Here is an 18,531-nt window from a genome sequence, read left to right as displayed (position 1 = left end):
GTAGAAGCCAGCTTAACTGCGAGACAGACACGTCGAGCAGGTACGAAAGTAGGTCATAGTGATCCGGTGGTTCTGAATGGAAGGGCCATCGCTCAACGGATAAAAGGTACTCCGGGGATAACAGGCTGATACCGCCCAAGAGTTCATATCGACGGCGGTGTTTGGCACCTCGATGTCGGCTCATCACATCCTGGGGCTGAAGTCGGTCCCAAGGGTATGGCTGTTCGCCATTTAAAGTGGTACGCGAGCTGGGTTTAGAACGTCGTGAGACAGTTCGGTCCCTATCTGCCGTGGGCGTTTGAGAATTGAGAGGGGTTGCTCCTAGTACGAGAGGACCGGAGTGAACGAACCGCTGGTGTTCGGGTTGTCATGCCAATGGCATTGCCCGGTAGCTACGTTCGGAACTGATAAGCGCTGAAAGCATCTAAGCGCGAAGCAGGCCTCGAGATGAGTTCTCACTAGACTTTTAAAGTCTCTGAAGGGCCGTTGAAGACTACAACGTTGATAGGCAAGATGTGGAAGTGGTGTGAGCCATTAAGCTAACTTGTACTAATTACCCGTGAGGCTTAACCATACAACGCCAAACGCGTTTTGTGTGATAGTTTAAGACAGAAGTTAATAACTAAAGTAGATATTACTGACAGAAAGACTTAAAAAATATTATCAGATATTTTCCAAATTCAGTTAGTACGTAGGAATACGGATTAACGCCCAAATTTGCTTGGTGACAATAGCGTTTTGGACCCACCTGACTCCATGCCGAACTCAGTAGTGAAACGAAACAGCGCCGATGATAGTGTAGCATTTGCTATGTGAAAGTAGGACATTACCAGGCTTCAAATAAGCGAAACCCGTTACAGCAATGTGACGGGTTTTTTGCTTTCTAGGGTTTAGTAAATAGCCAAGAGGCCATGCCGAACCCAGTAGTCAAACAAAACAGCTCGATTCGAAAGAGTCTGACTTTTTTACGTTTATTTCATAGAAGAGTAATATTAAGCATTTCCTTCTCTAAAGCGTAGCGTCTCTAAAGTGCTGCGCCTCTTTGTGAACAGTGTTTTGGCTATCGAATGCATTGAGCGATGGTAGTGCAACATTTCACTGCTACTCTTCACCGCGGTGGGCTCCACAACATTCTACTGCGTAGCGAACCGACTTCAAGTAAGAGAAACCCGTTACAGCAATGTGTCGGTTTTTTTGCTAACATTGATTTAATAAATAGATAGAAGGCGGGCCCCGACTAGAAATAGTCGTTTTTTTACGTTTGTAGAAAAGTAGTTTGCGGATAAGTCATACTCTCTCATTCACCACCTATTGCGTAGGTCGGGCAAGCGAAGCGACTCCGACGCATAGACAATGTCGCATATGTTATTACTTTTGTTTTTGTAACCTAGAATAGCAATGCAAAAAGCAGCATCTGACCTAGTATGATAGTACTCTTTATTCCAATTTTGCTAAGTCGATTAATTTGTAAACTTCGGGCTGTGTCTAATTACCTTTTTGTGGGTAAGGTTTAACCTATACGGAACATCATATCTCAGTAACAAATATAATTTTGCTTTGTTACTGGCTTTGATTTAGGATCAAATCAGTTTAAAACCAAGAACTAACATACAGTGTATAGATTATTAATTACCGCAATATCCATTTTAATTTGTTTTTCTGTTTCTGCAGTTGAAGTCACTGATCTATATCAAGATATTTTAAAGGTTGATGATAAATCAAGAGATAGTCGATTAGCGGCAAGCCGTAAAGCTTTACTTAATGTTTTAGTTAAAGTGAGCGGTGATGAAACAGCCGATCAAAATCGATTAGCTCAACAGCGAACTAAAGATATTTCTGATTACATGCTCAAATTTGAATACGATGAGCGTACCGTGGGTCAGTTAAAGTTAGTTGTTAAATTTGAAGCACGTAAAATTAATGCGCTTATAAAAGAATTAAGTCTACCTCTGTGGGGTTCACAACGTCCGCTAGTCGCTATTTGGCTAGGTATTGAAGATAATTGGCGAAGAGAGCTAGTCACACAAGAGAGCTATCCACAGTTGGAGCAATTAATTTACGACAGTGCACGAAGACGTGGCTTACCTGTTGTTGTGCCATTACTGGATTTACAAGATAGACGTCTAGTAGGAATACCAGAGGTTTGGGGTAATTTTTCAGGGCCTATCGAGGAAGCGTCCCAGCGTTATAGTGCTGAAAGAAGTATCACTGCAAAAATGTATAAAGACAACAACAGCAATAACTGGGTTCTAGATTGGCGATTCACGAATGATGACTTGTTTGACGAAAATCGCTTAGTTGGCGATAAACAACAAATTGTTAGTCAAATGATTGATACATTAGCAAGAGGGCTTGCCAGTGAGTACGCAATTGATCCTAATGCATATTATGAACAAGCTTCGGCTATTTTAACCTTAAAAGGGACTAACAATTTTGTAGATGTTGAGTTAGCGAAAAGACGTTTACAAAGTCTTAGTGTGGTTACCGATGTAATCATTATCCGTAGAACAACAGAATTTGTTGAATATAAACTGAGCCATACAGGAAATGTTACAGATTTAAAAAAAGCGCTAGGTCTCGATTCTGCTTTTAAAGATTATATCGACCCGCGTGCTTTTTATCATGTAGTAGACAAAAGCAGCCTTGAGTATCAATGGGTAAAACCATAGTGCTAAATCAAGAACCAATGCAAATGGCTTTGCCTGTTACTTTACCAGATGACGAAACTTTCGCATCGTACTTCGGTGGCGAAGATTCATTAGAGGTAAATCATCTCAAAGCAAGTTTTTCTGAATTGGCGAATACATTTCAATATACGTATTTGTGTGGTTTAGGTGACTCAGGAAAATCTCACTTGTTGTACGCTACATGCATAAAGGCGCAAGAGCGTGGCCTTTCAAATATGCTGCTTTCCATGCGTGAGGTTATTAACTTTGGGCCTATGGTTTTAGATGGACTAGAAGCACTGGATATACTATGTATTGACGATGTCCATCTAGTCGCAGGCAACGATGCTTGGGAAAAAGCTTTATTTAATTTTTTTAATCGCTTTAATGAACCCGGTAAAATGTTGGTTGTAACAGCTGACCTATTACCAAATATGCTAAATATATCGCTTCCAGATCTAGAGTCACGTTTAACTTGGGGAACCACTTTTCAAATACGTTCAATGAGTGATGATGACAAAGCTCAAGCTTTAGTTAAACGTGCACACATGCGTGGGCTTGAATTAAGTGATGAATGTGCGCGGTTTTTATTAACCCGCCTGAGCCGCGATATGCGAGCATTATTAGATGTTCTAGACAAATTAGATCACGCATCTATGGCAGCGCAAAGAAAATTAACAATTCCTTTTATAAAATCAACGTTAAAGCTGTAGTAGGTCTAGAATCTAGACCCTGCTTTCAGTTATCATAAGCTATTAGTTAACAGCAATCACCCTCTGTGAAAGATCAGGTACCCAATGAACTTAGAAAATATATTAGCGCAAGCACTTGAGGCTGTAGCCAGTGCCAGTGAAATCGCGCAACTAGAAGAAATCAGGGTTAATTACCTTGGAAAAAAAGGCGAAATCACCAGCTTACTTAAAACGTTAGGAAAAATTGCACCTGAGGAACGAAAAGAAGCAGGGCAAGTGATAAACCAAGCTAAACAAGATGTACAAGTTGCAATTAACGAAAAGCGTGAATTATTAGCGAGTAAAGCACTAGAAGAAAAACTAGCTGCAGAGACTATTGATGTAACTCTTCCTGGTCGTGTAATGCCAGCGGGTGGCTTGCATCCAGTAACACGTACTATTGAGCGTATTGAAAGCTTTTTTGGCGAGTTAGGGTTTGCTGTTAAATCAGGTCCAGAAATTGAAGATGACTTTCATAACTTTGATGCATTAAATATTCCAGAACATCACCCTGCGCGCGCTGATCACGATACCTTTTATTTTAATCCTAAGTTAGTACTGCGTACCCAAACCAGTGGTGTGCAAATACGAACTATGGAAACAGAGCAGCCGCCGCTTCGTATCATATCTCCTGGGCGCGTATACCGTAACGATTACGATCAAACGCATACTCCGATGTTTCATCAGGTAGAAGGTTTAATGGTAGATACTGACGTTAGCTTTACTGAGCTAAAAGGTATTTTACACGACTTTTTGCGTAACTTTTTTGAAGAAGACATGGAAATTCGTTTCCGTCCTTCATTTTTCCCATTCACAGAGCCTTCGGCTGAAGTCGATGTAATGGGCAAAGACGGCAAATGGCTAGAAGTATTAGGCTGTGGCATGGTACATCCAAATGTTCTTAAGTCTGTGGGTATTGATCCTGAGAAATACACGGGTTTTGCATTCGGCATGGGTGTAGAGCGCCTAACAATGTTGCGTTATGGCGTAAACGATTTACGTGCATTTTTCGAAAATGACTTAAAATTCCTAAACCAGTTCCGTTAAGAGTGAAGCAATAAAATGAAATTTAGTGAAAAGTGGTTAAGAGAGTGGGTAAACCCTGCTATTGATACGCAAGCTCTGTCGGAACAGCTTTCTATGGCCGGCCTTGAAGTTGACGGCGTTGAGCCAGCTGCAGCCAAGTTTAATGGTGTTGTTGTTGGTGAAGTTGTTGAATGTGGCCAGCACCCTGATGCAGATAAGCTACGTGTAACAAAAATTAATGTTGGTGGTGATGAACTACTTGATATTGTATGTGGTGCGCCAAACTGTCGCCAAGGCATAAAAGTTGCTGTAGCAACCGTAGGTGCTGTGTTACCTGGCGATTTCAAAATTAAAAAAGCGAAGCTACGCGGTCAGCCTTCTCATGGGATGTTATGTGCATTCGACGAGCTAGGTATTAGCGAAGAGGGTGAAGGCATCATGGAGTTACCAAGTGATGCACCAATTGGGACTGACTTACGTGAATATCTAAGCCTTGACGATAACATCATTGATGTTGATTTAACGCCAAATCGTGGTGACTGTTTAGGCATTAAAGGCCTTGCACGTGAGGTAGGCGTTTTAAATAGTACAGATGTAAATGTATTAGAAATACCAGCCGTAACGCCAACAATTGACGATAAAGTATCAATTGAACTAGTTAATGAAGATGCTTGTCCTCGTTATTTAGGTCGTGTAATTAAGGGAATTAACCTTGATGCAGAAACACCACTTTGGATGGTTGAAAAACTACGCCGTAGTGGCGTGCGTTCAATCGATCCGGTTGTTGACATAACAAACTATGTACTACTAGAACTTGGTCACCCGATGCATGCTTTTGATTTAAATACAATTGAAGGCGGTATTAAAGTACGTAATGCTAATGTTGGTGAAGAGCTTGTATTACTTGATGGCAATGCAGCTAAATTAAAAGAATCAACACTTGTGATAGCCGATCATAATAAAGCACTCGCAATTGCTGGTATCTTTGGTGGTGAGCAATCTGGCGTTACTGAAAAAACAACAGACATACTGCTTGAAAGTGCGTTCTTTAACCCGGTAGCAATTGCTGGGCAAGCGCGTAGCTACGGTTTACATACCGATGCGTCACATCGTTATGAGCGTGGAGTAGACTTTGCACTACAACATGATGCAATGCAGCGTGCTACAGCGTTACTTTTAGAAATTGTTGGTGGTCAAGCAGGTCCTGTAGTTGAAGCTGTTGCAGCCGATAAATTACCAAAAGTGACTGAAGTACGTTTACGTCGTTCTCGTTTAGACCGCGTAATAGGTCATCATATTGATGATGCTAAAGTGACTGATATTCTGACCCGTTTAGGCCTTGATGTTAAAGTAGAAAATGATAGCTGGAGTGCGGACATACCAAGTTACCGTTTTGATATTCGCATTGAAGAAGACTTAATTGAAGAAGTTGCGCGCGTATACGGTTACAACAGTATTCCAAATGTGGCACCAACTGCAAAACTTAAAATGACAACGCATAACGAAGCGAGCATTGCGCTAAGCAAATTCCGTAATACGTTAGTAACGCGTGGGTATCAAGAAGCGATTACTTACAGCTTCGTTGATCCTAAGGCACAAGCTATTTTACACCCAGATAGTAATGCGCTTGTATTACCGCACCCAATTTCAATTGAAATGTCGGCTATGCGTGTCAGCTTAATGCCGGGTTTATTAGCGTCTGTTGCATACAACCAAAATCGTCAACAACCTCGCCTTAGGTTATTCGAGCATGGCCTTAAATTTATAAGCGATGAAAATGCAGAAAATGGTGTATGCCAAGTACCTGTGATTGGTGGGGTTATTACTGGTTTAGCACATGGAGAGCATTGGGTTGAAGAAAAACGAAACGTTGATTTCTACGATTTAAAAGGTGATGTTGAAGCATTACTTGCTATTACAAATGACGTGAGCCGTTTTGAAATTAAAGCTGAACAATCTGATGGACTTCATCCTGGCCAGTCAGCTGTTATTTATGTTGATGGGAAAAAGGTTGGTTTTTTTGGTGCATTACATCCTCAAGCGCAAAAGTCGTTAGATATCAATAACGCAACTTTTGTATTTGAAATTGAAATGTCAGCAATTGAAAAAAGAAATTTACCACAAGCTCAAAGCGTGTCTAAATTTCCTTCAAACCGTCGCGACATCGCGATTTTAGTGGCCGACAGCGTTAAATCTGGCGATATTTTAAACGCTATAGAAAAAGTTGGCGGAAATCAATTGGTTGACCTAAACTTATTCGATGTGTATAAGGGCAAAGGTATTGAGCCAAATTATAAGAGTTTGGCGATTGCTCTAACACTGCAAGCGGTTGATAGAACACTCGAAGAGAAAGATATCAATCTAGTAGTTGATAACGTGGTGGCCGAATTGGCCGAAAAGTTTAATGCATCGTTGAGGGACTAGATATGGCGCTTACTAAAGCCGACATAGCTGAACACCTATTTGAAAAGCTCGGGATCAATAAAAAAGATGCCAAAGATTTAGTTGAAGCGTTTTTTGAAGAAATCCGCTCAGCGCTAGAAAAAGGAGAGCAGGTTAAGCTTTCTGGATTTGGTAACTTTGATCTTCGAGACAAAAAAGAAAGACCAGGGCGTAATCCGAAAACAGGCGAAGACATTCCTATTTCGGCGCGTCGTGTTGTCACCTTTAGACCGGGTCAAAAATTAAAGACCCGTGTTGAAGTGGGTACCAGCAAAGCAAAATAAAAAAAGGCAGCGAAAGCTGCCTTTTTTATTACACAGCCGCTTAACGTTTAGGTAAGCGGCTGTGTGTTTTGTTAAAATTCTCTAGGTGATACAAATTCACCTTCTAATACTTGTTGATAGGTTTGCTCAGCAAGTGAATCAAGGCCTGATAAGTTTTTACCTGTGCTTAACAGCTCTTGTTCTATTTCAAATAAATCTATATTTTCGATACCCGACATTTGTGCCACTTTTGAAAATATATAGGCATGTTTAAATTTATCATGTTTATAAAAAAGGCTAATTAATGAGGTGTATACTTCAGGGTTAGGTAGGTTCCCTTTTTCATTTAGCTCTAATGTTTTATAGAGTAAATCAATGGTTTTATCGTCATCAAACTTAATATAGTAAGACGCTAAAAAGAACTGCATCTCTGCACTTTGGGTAACGCTTGGATCGTTTTCTATGGCTAAAAGCTTACTTAATGCACCTTGATTATTGTTTCTTGACCAATGGTAATAAAGTAAACCGGGGTGAGTTGTATTTACAGTGTCTTGATAAAGGCGTGTCATTTCTTTAATGCTAGTAAGCTGCCCATCTATTCGAGACGTTTTTTTTGCTTTGAGCTTTATATGCTCAATTTTAGCCGCCAGTGTTATACATTGGTTGTATGTCTCAAATTCTTTTAATAATTGATATTTATTTTCATCCGTTGGCTCTTTGTATTCACTGTAACGCTTTAAAATAACTTCAGCACGCTCGTCCTTACAATGACTATCTTTGTTTAAATCAGCACAAAAACCGGGTGTTTCCTTACAAACTTGTGCCAGCGTCACAGGGTCTTCACAACCCGCTAATGTTAGTAATCCAAGTAATATACTTGCTCTTTTTAGCATTCCTTAACCCCAAATAAATATCTACACAGCTATTCTAGCGCAATCATTTAACGCCTAACAGTAGAGAATAACTTCAGATTAAATTAGAATAGCTGTGCCTGAAGTGCATTACTCTCAAAATATAGTGCACTTTTAAAGGCTATCCGTTCAAAATGATAAATTTAGGTAAATAAAATGACCTCATCTCACGAGTTAGAATACACAAATAGTTGGCAAGAACGCCAAGATTACGCTGAAAGTATGCAACCTATTATTGGTAAGCTTTACCGTAATCGTGGTATTGAAATTGCTGTATATGGCCGTCCTCTCGTAAATGCCAGTACAATTGAAATTATTAAATCTCACAAAACTGTTGCACAATTTGAAGGCACAAAATTACGTTTACGCGAAAGCTTCCCGTTTTTAGAAGCAATCAGCAAAATGGAATTAAACTCTGCTCGTATTGATATTGGTAAGCTGGCATATAGCTACTTATACGGCGACGTTGCAAACGGCCGTTCAGTTGAAGAGTTTGTTAAAGATGAATTAGCAGAAATAGCCAATTCGACTGTAAAAGAGCCACGTGATGTAGTCCTTTATGGCTTTGGTCGTATTGGCCGTTTGCTTGCTCGCTTATTAATTGAAAAATCGGGCCCTTACGCCGATTTACGTCTACGTGCAATCGTTGTGCGTGGCGGTAAAGAGGGTGACCTCGAAAAACGTGCCAGTTTATTGCGTCGTGATTCAATTCATGGCCCATTTAATGGTTCAATCACTATTGATAAAGAACGTAATGCAATTAAAGCGAACGGCAGTTACATTCAGGTTATTTATGCAAATTCGCCTAGCGAAATCGATTACACACAATACGGTATCGAGAATGCGTTAATTGTTGATAACACAGGTATTTGGAAAGATGAAGCAGGTCTTGGTCAGCATTTAGAGTGTAAAGGTGCGGCTAAAGTATTACTAACGGCACCGGCTAAAGGTAATATTAAAAACATCGTATATGGTGTAAATAACCAAGATATTTTATCTGAAGATAAAATTGTGTGTGCAGCAAGTTGTACAACAAATGCGATTACGCCAACGTTAAAAGCATTAAACGACAAGTTTGGTATTAATAATGGCCACGTTGAAACGGTTCACTCGTACACAAACGATCAAAACCTAATTGACAACTATCACAAAGCAGAGCGTCGTGGTCGAGCTGCGGCCCTGAACATGGTAATTACTGAGACGGGTGCGGCAAAGGCGGTATCTAAAGCGTTACCAGAGCTAGAAGGCAAGTTAACAGGTAACGCGATTCGCGTTCCTACACCAAACGTTTCGCTTGCTATATTGAACCTAAACTTAGCCACAAGTACGTCGGTTGAAGAGCTAAACGCATTTTTACGCGATACAGCACTGCATTCAGACTTACGTGATCAAATTGATTACACAGCGTCTACAGAAATAGTGTCTACCGATTTAGTGGGTAGCCGTTATGCTGGTGTTGTTGACTCGCAAGCAACAATTGTTGACGATAACCGTATCGTTTTATACGTATGGTACGATAATGAATTTGGCTATAGCTGCCAAGTAGTTCGTTGTATGCGAGATATGGCTGAAGTGTCATTCCCAAGCCTACCACGCTAATGTATATTTAGTATTCAAAAGCCAGCGTTTAGCTGGCTTTTTTAATGTGTCATTATTTTTAAAGTGTGTGCCTTATGCTACGCTTTAACCATTAAAATACAGCGAGCGTAGTTATTTCATAATACGCTGTGTTTAGTGCGAGTATTATTGCTCGCGATGTTAGTTCTGCTAGTTACAATGCAGATGAGCTTATTCAAATTAAAGGTTTTTTCATGAAAATCAGCAGTAATTTCGACAGTGGTAATATCAAGGTCATTGATGCAACCGATCCGCTTAATATTCAATTAGAGATCAATAACGATCACAATTCTGAATTTTACCAGTGGTTTCACTTTCGATTAGAAACAACGCCTTATCAATTACATAAGCTTAATATTAATCAGCTTGAAAAATCAGCATACCCAGATGGTTGGGAGGGCTACCAAGCAGTTGCTTCTTATGATCGCCAAACATGGTTTCGTGTTCCATCAAGCTATGAAAATGGCACGCTAAGCTTTGAAATAGAGCCAGAGTGCGGCAGTGTGTATTTTGCTTACTTCGCACCATACAGCTACGACCGCCATTTAGACTTACTTTCTTGGGCACAAGCTCAAGGTGCTTGCCAACTTCAAACATTAGGTAAAACACTTGATGGGCGCGATATCAGCGTGCTAAAAATAGGTGAGCCAAGTGAAGATAAAAAAGTCATTTGGGTAACTGCACGTCAGCACCCAGGTGAAACAATGGCTGAATGGTTTGTAGAAGGCTTACTTCATAAATTACTTGATGACGAAGACCCGCATGCTGCAGCATTATTATCAAAAGCAGTATTCTATATTGTGCCAAACATGAACCCTGATGGCAGTGTGCGCGGACATTTACGTACCAATGCTAAAGGTGTTAACTTAAATCGTGAATGGCAAACACCATCGATTGAAAACAGCCCTGAAGTCTATTTTGTGCTTAATAAAATGCGCGAAACAGGTTTAGATATGCACCTTGATATTCATGGTGATGAAGCTATTCCTTATAACTTTGTTGCAGGCAGTGAAGGTATTCCAAGTTACGACGAGCGCCTTAAAAACTTAGAAGATAACTTTAAAGCGGCGTTACTAATAATAACACCTGAGTTTCAAGATGAGCACGGCTACCCGAAAGATGAGCCAGGTGAGGCTTTGTTAACCGTGGCTTCGTCGGCAACGGCTGAAGAGTTTAAAGCGCTTACATACACCATTGAAATGCCGTTTAAAGATAACAACGATTTACCTGATCCAGATTATGGCTGGTCAGATCGTCGTTCGTACCAGTTTGGTCAAGACACATTAGCAGCCATTGTAAATGTGGTTGATACGCTCAGATAGAGTATTTAGAAAAGGCATCAATTTTTGGTGCCTTTTTTTATTCAAATCTACAACGAATTAACATAATACCAATCCGCAATAATACATAATCATTTTACTAGGCTAAACGTGTCGCTACTTGCGTCAAAACTCTTATTAAAAGCAACTAAATAGCGAATTTTTTGCCGAGCTATTAACACGCTTTTCTAGCTTTAAAATAGATAACTTAATTAAGCGAATAGATATAAAGCCCTTTTTATAAATCACTTCAATCAAAAATAGATTTTAATCACGCTGTATAAGTCCTTAGCATATTCATATAATTCAAATTACTGGTTAAATAACCCTCAAACACGACGCCAAAGCGCACGTTTTATCTCTAAATATGAAAATTAAGTGTTAACAAAGTTAGCCAACTTAAGTTAATATCAATAACAATCGAATTAAAGATAGGCGCATTGAAGCCTGATTTTTAATCGCTTTGTATCGCGCATTCTGAGTAGCTAAAACAGAGTCTCGTAATTCATAATAAAAAATATAACTATAGAGGATATTCATGGAAGCTTTTGTAAGCGCTGTTAATGATGTTGTTTGGAGTAATGCCCTTATTTACTTATGCCTTGGCGCGGGCTTGTTTTATTCTGTATTAACTCGATTTGCCCAAGTTCGACATTTTAAAGAAATGTGTAAGTTATTATTTAGTCCTAACACATCTGAAAAAGGCATTTCTTCTTTCCAAGCACTGGCTGTGTCTTTATCGGGGCGAGTTGGTGTAGGTAACATTGCCGGTGTTGCTGCAGCTATTGGTTTTGGTGGTCCGGGGGCAATTTTTTGGATGTGGGTTGTTGCATTTTTAGGTGCAAGTACGGCCTATGCCGAGTCAACGCTGGGTCAAATTTATAAAGAAGAAGAAAACGGCCAGTACCGTGGTGGACCTGCGTTTTACTTTGACCGTTGTTTAAAGCAAAAGTGGCTAGCCATCCTATTTGCTATTTCTGCCGTTGTTGCGTGTGGTGTGTTCCTTCCTGGTGTACAAGCAAATGCAGTAGGTAATGCGTTTACTCAAGTATTTGGCGACGGGACTATGGTATCGACGAGCTTTGGCGATGTAGGCAGCTTTAAGTTAGTTGCGCTGGCTATTATTCTTATCGTTTTAGCTTTTATTATTTTCGGTGGCATAAAACGTATTGCTAACTTTACCCAAATTGTAGTGCCGTTTATGGCACTAGGTTACATTGTACTTGCCTTAATTGTTGTATTTTTACACATCGATAGAGTACCAGATATTTTCGCCATGATTATAAGCGACGCCTTTACAGCTCAAGCAGGATTTGGTGCTGCAATTGGTTGGGGTGTAAAACGTGGAATATACTCAAACGAAGCAGGCCAAGGTACTGGGCCTCATGCAGCCTCTGCTGCAGAGGTAGACCACCCAGCACAGCAAGGTTTAGTTCAGGCTTTTTCAGTTTACGTAGATACCATTTTTGTATGTACCGCAACTGCACTTATGATTTTATTAACACAACAATACAACATTGTTGGCGAGCTACCTGCAGGCCAATTTATTGTACAAAATGTTGATGCAGCAACAGAAGTCGGTTCTGCAGCATTTACACAAATGGCATTATTCAGCGTATTTGGCGGGTTTGGCGAAGCATTTGTAGGCATTGCACTGTTCTTCTTTGCGTTCACTACAATTTTAGCTTACTACTTCATTGCCGAAACTAATATTGCATACTTAAATCGTTATTTTAAAGGCAGTATTCCACTCGTTATTGTGAAGTTTGTGATTATGTTTATGGTTGCGTACGGTATGGTCAATAGCTCGGGTTATATTTGGACTATTGGCGACATAGGCGTAGGTTTAATGGCATGGATCAATATATTAGGCATTTTAGCTATATTTTTTGTCGCAAAACCAGCACTACTATGTTTAAGCGATTACGAAGATCAAAAGAAAAAAGGCGGCAAAATAACTTTCGACCCAGTTAAGTTAGGCATAAAAAATGCTACTTTTTGGGAAAAGCGTCTTGAAAAGCAATCTAAAGATACTGAGTGATTCAATATACAACGTACTTGCTAGTTTGTGGGGAAGTGGATTTAAGCCAATAACAGAAAGTCATATTATCTATTGTTGGTTTAAATTGAAAAAAGACAACGACAAATAAAACAAGTACAATAAAGGCGCCGCAAGGCGCTTTTTTTATGCGTAGTATGGAGAGATGTATGGCGATAATTCGTTGCCCAAAATGTGCAAAATCAATTTCAGATAAATACAAGCAATGCCCGCATTGCGAAAGTAACATTTCAGAGCTAAATGACGAGCAGGTTCAACAACTTCAGCGCGAACAGCAAATTAAAAAAAAGCAGATGTTTATAAATCACTCCTTCTTAGCACTTATCATATTTTTGGGTGGTTTTTTCTGTTTGTATTTTTTACAACCGCAAAAAGAAACCCTTGAGTGGTATGCTTACACCATCGCCATTGGCGTAGGGTGTATTTGGTATCTTATTAACCGTATTGTTTTAGTGACTCTTAAAAAGAAAAGATGACATGAATATCGACAAACTCGTAGAAAATATAACTCCAGAATTATTTGAACGCTTGCAATATGGTGCATCAACAGGCAAATGGCCAGATGGCACTGTATTATCAGATGAGCAAAAGCAACAAACAGTGCAGTTGGTAATGTTGTATCAAGCAAAAGTGGCTCAATCGAACGAGCAATTTACGATTGGTGCTAATGGTGAAATGATCCAAAAGACAAAAGCGCAACTACAAAAAGAATTCAAATCAGACAACGAAATAGCTAGGTTTAGTGAACATGATCTTTAAGCACCTTTTTACGCCAAAATGGAAACACCCCAAGCAACAGGTTCGTCTTGATGCAATTGAAAAGCTAGACACGCAGCGCGATGCAAGTATTTTAAATACACTTGCATTAGAAGATAGCTCTGCAGAAATACGCCGTAAGGCGCTTCAAAAGGTAAATGATTTACCACTGTGGTGGAAAGCCTACAAACAAGATCAAGCGCTAAAAGATATTGCCGAGCAGCAAATATCAAATGCCGTTTTAAATAGCGAAAGCACACTGACACCTCAAATTAAAAGTGAATATATAGAGCGCTTTGCTCCTGTAAAAACATTAGAAAAACTGGCGTTTGCAGAGAAAGAACTAAAAGTTCGCGTTAAATTACTTAAGCGTTTAGCAAATCCAAAATTAGTTGAAAAAGCCTTTAAAGAGGGCAGCGAAGAGTTACAAGCGCAGTTAATTGAGTTAGTTATTAACCATCAGCTTACTAAACCACTTGCTAAACACGCCAAAGGGGAAGCAAAAAGCACCCTTGATACGCATATTGAAAATGAACGTTTGGCCAAGGAAATGCCACAAGAAGTTGAAAATTCAACGCGTGTTATTTTAGCAAAACTTAATGCATTACGTGAAAAAACAGACTTTGCGATTGTAAACCCAGGGGCTGCTGAATTAATGGCTCAATGGCAAGCATTAGAGCTTAAATGGCTAACAACGGAACGGATAAAAGCGCTAGATGAAAAGTATGTCGCTATTACCAGCAAGCTTGACGCACATATTGCTCAACTAAAAACAGAGCACGATAAAGAGCAGCAACGTTTAGCATTAAAACAGCGCCAATTACTTGCATTAGCAACGCTTGAAGCATTAAGCGATGAAATTGAAAATGCACTTCAGGTTGGTTTAGAAACCCCTGAGCAAATTCAACAAGATTGGCTCGACGCTAAAGTAGCGCAAGCAAAACAAGCGATCACAGAGGCTGAGCTTGAAAACAACGCACAGTCTAAAGCGGTAATCGTAAAGCTTGAGAGTTTATTTTCTCAAGTAGCCAAATTACCTGAACTAACAACTGCTATTGCGCAATACAAAGAGGCACTAACCACTTTAAAACTAATTGAACCAGCACAAACCCTTGAGCAATATGACGAAACTCTTTCAGCTTTTAATCAAGCGTTTAAAGAGGCTCGTGGGCACTTATCTATTTTAGATAGTACATTACAAGGTAAGTTTAAAGCGGAGTTAAATGCACATAAAAAGCAATTTTTAGCATTAATGAATGACTTAATTAAACCGCTTGAAAAAAATCAGAGTCAGGCAAAGCGCAAAGCTCGTGATGTTAAGCGCTTAATTGAAGAAGGCCGGTTTAATGTGGCATTTGGTGTATTTAAGGGTTTTGAAGAGCTATTTAATACATTAACAGCACGCTACCAGCAACCGCTTGAAAATATTAAAGCAGAGCTAGAGCAACAACTTGCCGATGCAAAAGATTGGCAAAAATACGCTGCTGCACCGAAGCGTGTTGCGTTACTAGAAGAAGTAACTCAGCTAACTGAGCAAGAATGCACCGACCCACAACAGCGTGCCGAACAAGTAAAAATGTTACGCACACGTTGGAATGAACTTGGGCGTTTAGATACAGACGAAGAAAAACAACAAGGTGTTCAGTTCGATGAACATATAGAAACATTGTTTGCACCTTGTCGTAGTTACTTTGCCGAGCAAGAAGAGAAACGCGATGCAGCGAAGTTGCAACGTGAAAGCATAATTACAGATATGCACACGCTTAGCACAGAGCCTACTAGCGAAGAAGGCTTTGATTGGAAACAGTTTGAAAGCCAATACAATAAGCTAAATAAAGCATGGCGCAGTGTAGGAAAAGTTGACCCAAAAACATATCGAGTATTAAACGATCGCTATAAAAGCGAGCAACAACAGGTGCTTGGTTTATTAAATGCGTTTCATAAAGGTAATGCTGCACTTAAAAATGATTTAGTTGAGCAAGCCCAGCAACTATCGCAAAGTGACGATTTAGCAAGTGCTTGCCAAGCCTTAAAGCAAATGCAGCAACAATGGCAAACTATTGGTTTTGCAGGTTTAAAAGCCGAAAATGCGTTGTGGCAAAAATTTCGTCAGTATAATGATGAAGCATTTAGTAAGCGCAGTACTGAATTTGAGCAACAAAAGCTTGAACAAAATGAGTCTGATAAACAAGCCGCTGCAGAACTCGCTGAATTAGAAGCGGTATTAGAGGCGGTGGAGCAGCGTGCGCAACTTCATGATCTAGAAACCAAGGTTAAGGGCTATGCACAGTTTAGAACGCTTGCACCAAAGGTGGCTGCATTGCTAAAGGCTATTGATGAAAAAGTGTCAGTGCTTATGACTAAATCAGAGCAAGTTAATTTAGAAGCATTACTTAGTGCACTTCAAAATAATGAAGAAATACCGGCTCAGTATCAAGCAACTTTAAAAACATCACTAAATGTAGAGCAGCTCATAACGCGTATGGAAATTTTAGCGAATGTGAGTTCGCCAAATGCATCTCTTAGAATGGCAGAGCAAGTTGCTATGCTTGATGATAAACATCGTGGTGATCATGCTGATTTAAATTATTATTTAAAACAGTTGCTCGCGCTCAGTAACGGTTCAGTTGAACCTGAGACACTAGCACGGCTAAAATCGACACTTGCAGCTTAATCATCAACGTTGCTTCAACTGTTGATAAAAACGTTAAAAGGCCGCTTAAATAGCGGCCTTTTATATACAATAAAATAAAGGGCTCACTATGAGAATTTTACTACTTATTACCACACTTTTTTTAACCGCCTGTAATAGCACACAAGGTGTATCTGTATATTCATTTACAAATGCTGAAGTAGAAAGCGCACTGGCTCAACAGCTCCCTAAACTTAGCGAAAAAGTAAAACTGATGGGGCTACCTGTTCAGCTCAACGTTAATGATTTAAGTGTTGATATTGGGCCTAATAATAGCGATGTTGTTGTACTCGGTGCCGACTCTAGCGCAGAAATTAACGCTTTTGCACTTAAATACCCAATTCGTTTAAAGCTTCAAATAGAAGGGAGCCCATACTACGACAGCGAGAAAAAAGCGGTGTTTTTACGTAATGTAAAATTATTGGGGTCAAGAGTTGATGCGGGTGGTTTTAGAGGCAACATTGGCGCGCTTGACGATCAAGCAATGGATGTAATTAATACATTTTTAGCAAATAACCCTGTATACACACTAAATATGAACGACCCTAAAATGATGCTATTGAGCAAATTACCACTCGATATGAAAGTAGCACAAGGCGCAATTAAACTGGTTCCTCGATTATAAATAACCAGACTAAGTAGATCGACCAGCCTCATTTAATCGTATTAGTTAGCCTATTTACAGGCTAACTAGGTTATAAAAATTATGGCTGCACCGCGTAATGTGCCCACGTCTCGTCTTTCTCGGTTTGCAAAATTAGGTTCGTTGGCAACAGGGGTTGCTAGCAATATGCTGGTTGATGGCGCTAAAAGTGCGTTAACAGGCAAAGGCTGGGATAACAAACGTTTACTTTTGCAGCCCAAAAACATTGAAAAACTTGCAGTGCAGTTATCACACCTTCGTGGTGCAGCAATGAAATTAGGTCAGCTGTTATCTATGGATGCCGGTGACTTGCTAAGCCCTGAGCTTGCCCAGTTACTTGCACTGCTGCGTTCAGACGCAAATCCAATGCCTCATAAACAGCTGGTTGAGGTACTTAAAATACAATGGGGGGATGACTGGCTTTCTCGTTTTTCTCACATTGAGCTCAGACCTTTTGCAGCCGCTTCTATAGGGCAAGTGCATTTAGCGTATCAAGAAAATGGCGATAAGCTCGCAGTCAAGGTGCAATATCCGGGTATAGCAAAAAGTGTTGTAAGCGACGTAGATAACGTTATTACGTTGTTAACGTTATCGCGCTTACTACCTAAAGAGCTCGACATAAAACCCCTAGTTAACGAGGCTAAAGCCCAGTTGCTTGCTGAGGCCGATTACCTGCGAGAAGCTGATTACTTAATACGTTATAAAACCGCGCTTAAAGGCAACACTAATTTTAAGGTGCCCAATGTTTACACTGCCCATAGTACGAAGCAAGTACTGACTATGGAATATGTAAACGCTGAACCAATAGAGTGCATCACAGCACTTCCACAAAGCCAGCAGAGTTTTGTTGCTGAGCAGCTAATTGATTTGTTCTTTAAAGAGATGTTTGAGTTTAAACTTATTCAAACCGATCCCAACTTTGCTAATTTTCACTATCAATCAGATACACAAAAAATCGTTTTATTTGATTTTGGTGCAACACGAGAAATATCAAATGAGTTGAGTTCTGCTTATTTGGCACTATTTAAGGCAGGAAGCGAAAATAACCGAGAGGGCGTATTAAACGCAGCATCGAAAATTGGTTATTTTAAAGATGACATATTGGATGACTATAAAAACAATGTCATAGATTTGTTTTTAATGGCGTGCGAGCCTCTTCGTTATAATGGTAATTTTGATTTTAAAAACAGCGAGCTGGCACTTAAAATTAAAAACGCAGGGCTTGAACTCAGCGCCCAATCACAGCAGTGGCACACTCCACCTGTCGATGCACTGTTTATACACCGAAAACTTGCAGGCTTGTATTTAATTGCGGCGCGTTTGGGCGCAAAAATAGATGTGCGAGGGCTTTTTAGTCACTACTCATAAAATGGGTAAATAAACTTGTAAAGTTACAGGTGCAGTCA

General features: G+C 39.9%; 14 protein-coding genes and 2 rRNA genes. 15 read left to right on the top strand and 1 reads right to left on the bottom strand.

Annotated features, from left to right (window positions below):
• The 7 genes from ATS76_RS04120 to ihfA form a co-directional block, all read left to right on the top strand.
• Window positions 1–574, top strand: a 23S ribosomal RNA gene (locus tag ATS76_RS04120); the annotation flags it as partial.
• 146 nt (window positions 575–720) lie between these two features.
• Window positions 721–835, top strand: a 5S ribosomal RNA gene (gene rrf / locus ATS76_RS04115).
• Window positions 836–1,613: 778 nt separating this feature from the next.
• Complete coding sequence (locus tag ATS76_RS04110) at window positions 1,614–2,669, top strand: DUF2066 domain-containing protein (RefSeq protein ID WP_058551163.1); 1,056 nt, start codon at window positions 1,614–1,616, stop codon at window positions 2,667–2,669.
• Entirely contained in the window at window positions 2,669–3,379 is a 711-nt protein-coding gene (gene hda, locus ATS76_RS04105; protein WP_171034596.1) for a DnaA inactivator Hda, read from the top strand. Before ATS76_RS04110 ends, hda begins: the two co-directional genes overlap by 1 nt.
• Window positions 3,380–3,463: 84 nt before the next feature.
• The gene (gene pheS / locus ATS76_RS04100) at window positions 3,464–4,444 is read left to right on the top strand and encodes a phenylalanine--tRNA ligase subunit alpha (RefSeq protein WP_058404847.1); all 981 of its coding nucleotides are present in this window, start codon (window positions 3,464–3,466) and stop codon (window positions 4,442–4,444) included.
• Window positions 4,445–4,459: 15 nt separating this feature from the next.
• Window positions 4,460–6,847, top strand: coding sequence for a phenylalanine--tRNA ligase subunit beta (pheT, locus tag ATS76_RS04095; protein ID WP_058551162.1), 2,388 nt, complete (start codon window positions 4,460–4,462; stop codon window positions 6,845–6,847).
• Between the two features lie 2 nt (window positions 6,848–6,849).
• On the top strand, window positions 6,850–7,149 hold the full coding sequence (ihfA, locus tag ATS76_RS04090; RefSeq protein ID WP_002960690.1) for an integration host factor subunit alpha: 300 nt from the start codon (window positions 6,850–6,852) through the stop codon (window positions 7,147–7,149).
• Window positions 7,150–7,220: 71 nt separating this feature from the next.
• Here the strand turns inward: ihfA and ATS76_RS04085 are convergent, their stop codons facing one another.
• Complete coding sequence (locus ATS76_RS04085) at window positions 7,221–8,021, bottom strand: DUF2989 domain-containing protein (protein ID WP_058551161.1); 801 nt, start codon at window positions 8,019–8,021, stop codon at window positions 7,221–7,223.
• Window positions 8,022–8,195: 174 nt separating this feature from the next.
• Between ATS76_RS04085 and ATS76_RS04080 the strand changes: the two genes are divergently transcribed.
• The 8 genes from ATS76_RS04080 (at window position 8,196) to ATS76_RS04045 (ending at window position 18,493) form a co-directional block, all read left to right on the top strand.
• Entirely contained in the window at window positions 8,196–9,638 is a 1,443-nt protein-coding gene (locus tag ATS76_RS04080) for a glyceraldehyde-3-phosphate dehydrogenase (protein WP_058404850.1), read from the top strand.
• A gap of 212 nt (window positions 9,639–9,850) precedes the next feature.
• Window positions 9,851–10,978, top strand: a complete 1,128-nt coding sequence (locus ATS76_RS04075) for a M14 family metallopeptidase (protein WP_058551167.1) — start codon at window positions 9,851–9,853, stop codon at window positions 10,976–10,978.
• Between the two features lie 535 nt (window positions 10,979–11,513).
• Entirely contained in the window at window positions 11,514–13,016 is a 1,503-nt protein-coding gene (locus tag ATS76_RS04070) for an alanine/glycine:cation symporter family protein (protein ID WP_058551160.1), read from the top strand.
• A gap of 167 nt (window positions 13,017–13,183) precedes the next feature.
• Window positions 13,184–13,510 (top strand): hypothetical protein, encoded by a 327-nt coding sequence (locus ATS76_RS04065; RefSeq protein WP_058404852.1) that lies wholly within the window; start codon window positions 13,184–13,186, stop codon window positions 13,508–13,510.
• A 1-nt stretch (window position 13,511) separates the two neighbouring features.
• Window positions 13,512–13,793, top strand: coding sequence for a YeaC family protein (locus ATS76_RS04060; protein WP_006794492.1), 282 nt, complete (start codon window positions 13,512–13,514; stop codon window positions 13,791–13,793).
• Entirely contained in the window at window positions 13,783–16,464 is a 2,682-nt protein-coding gene (locus ATS76_RS04055) for a DUF349 domain-containing protein (protein ID WP_058551159.1), read from the top strand. The genes ATS76_RS04060 and ATS76_RS04055 overlap by 11 nt, the downstream gene beginning before the upstream one ends.
• 88 nt (window positions 16,465–16,552) lie before the next feature.
• Window positions 16,553–17,107: a DUF1439 domain-containing protein gene (locus ATS76_RS04050; RefSeq protein WP_058551158.1), complete on the top strand. Its 555-nt coding sequence runs from the start codon at window positions 16,553–16,555 to the stop codon at window positions 17,105–17,107.
• 81 nt (window positions 17,108–17,188) lie between these two features.
• Window positions 17,189–18,493, top strand: a complete 1,305-nt coding sequence (locus ATS76_RS04045) for an ABC1 kinase family protein (protein ID WP_058551157.1) — start codon at window positions 17,189–17,191, stop codon at window positions 18,491–18,493.
• Window positions 18,494–18,531 lie beyond the last annotated feature (38 nt).

The sequence above is a fragment of the Pseudoalteromonas sp. 10-33 genome (assembly GCF_001469195.1).
GTDB lineage: Bacteria > Pseudomonadota > Gammaproteobacteria > Enterobacterales > Alteromonadaceae > Pseudoalteromonas.
The sequence above is the reverse complement of the archived record's forward strand: the minus strand, read 5'-3'. Positions and strand labels throughout refer to the sequence as shown.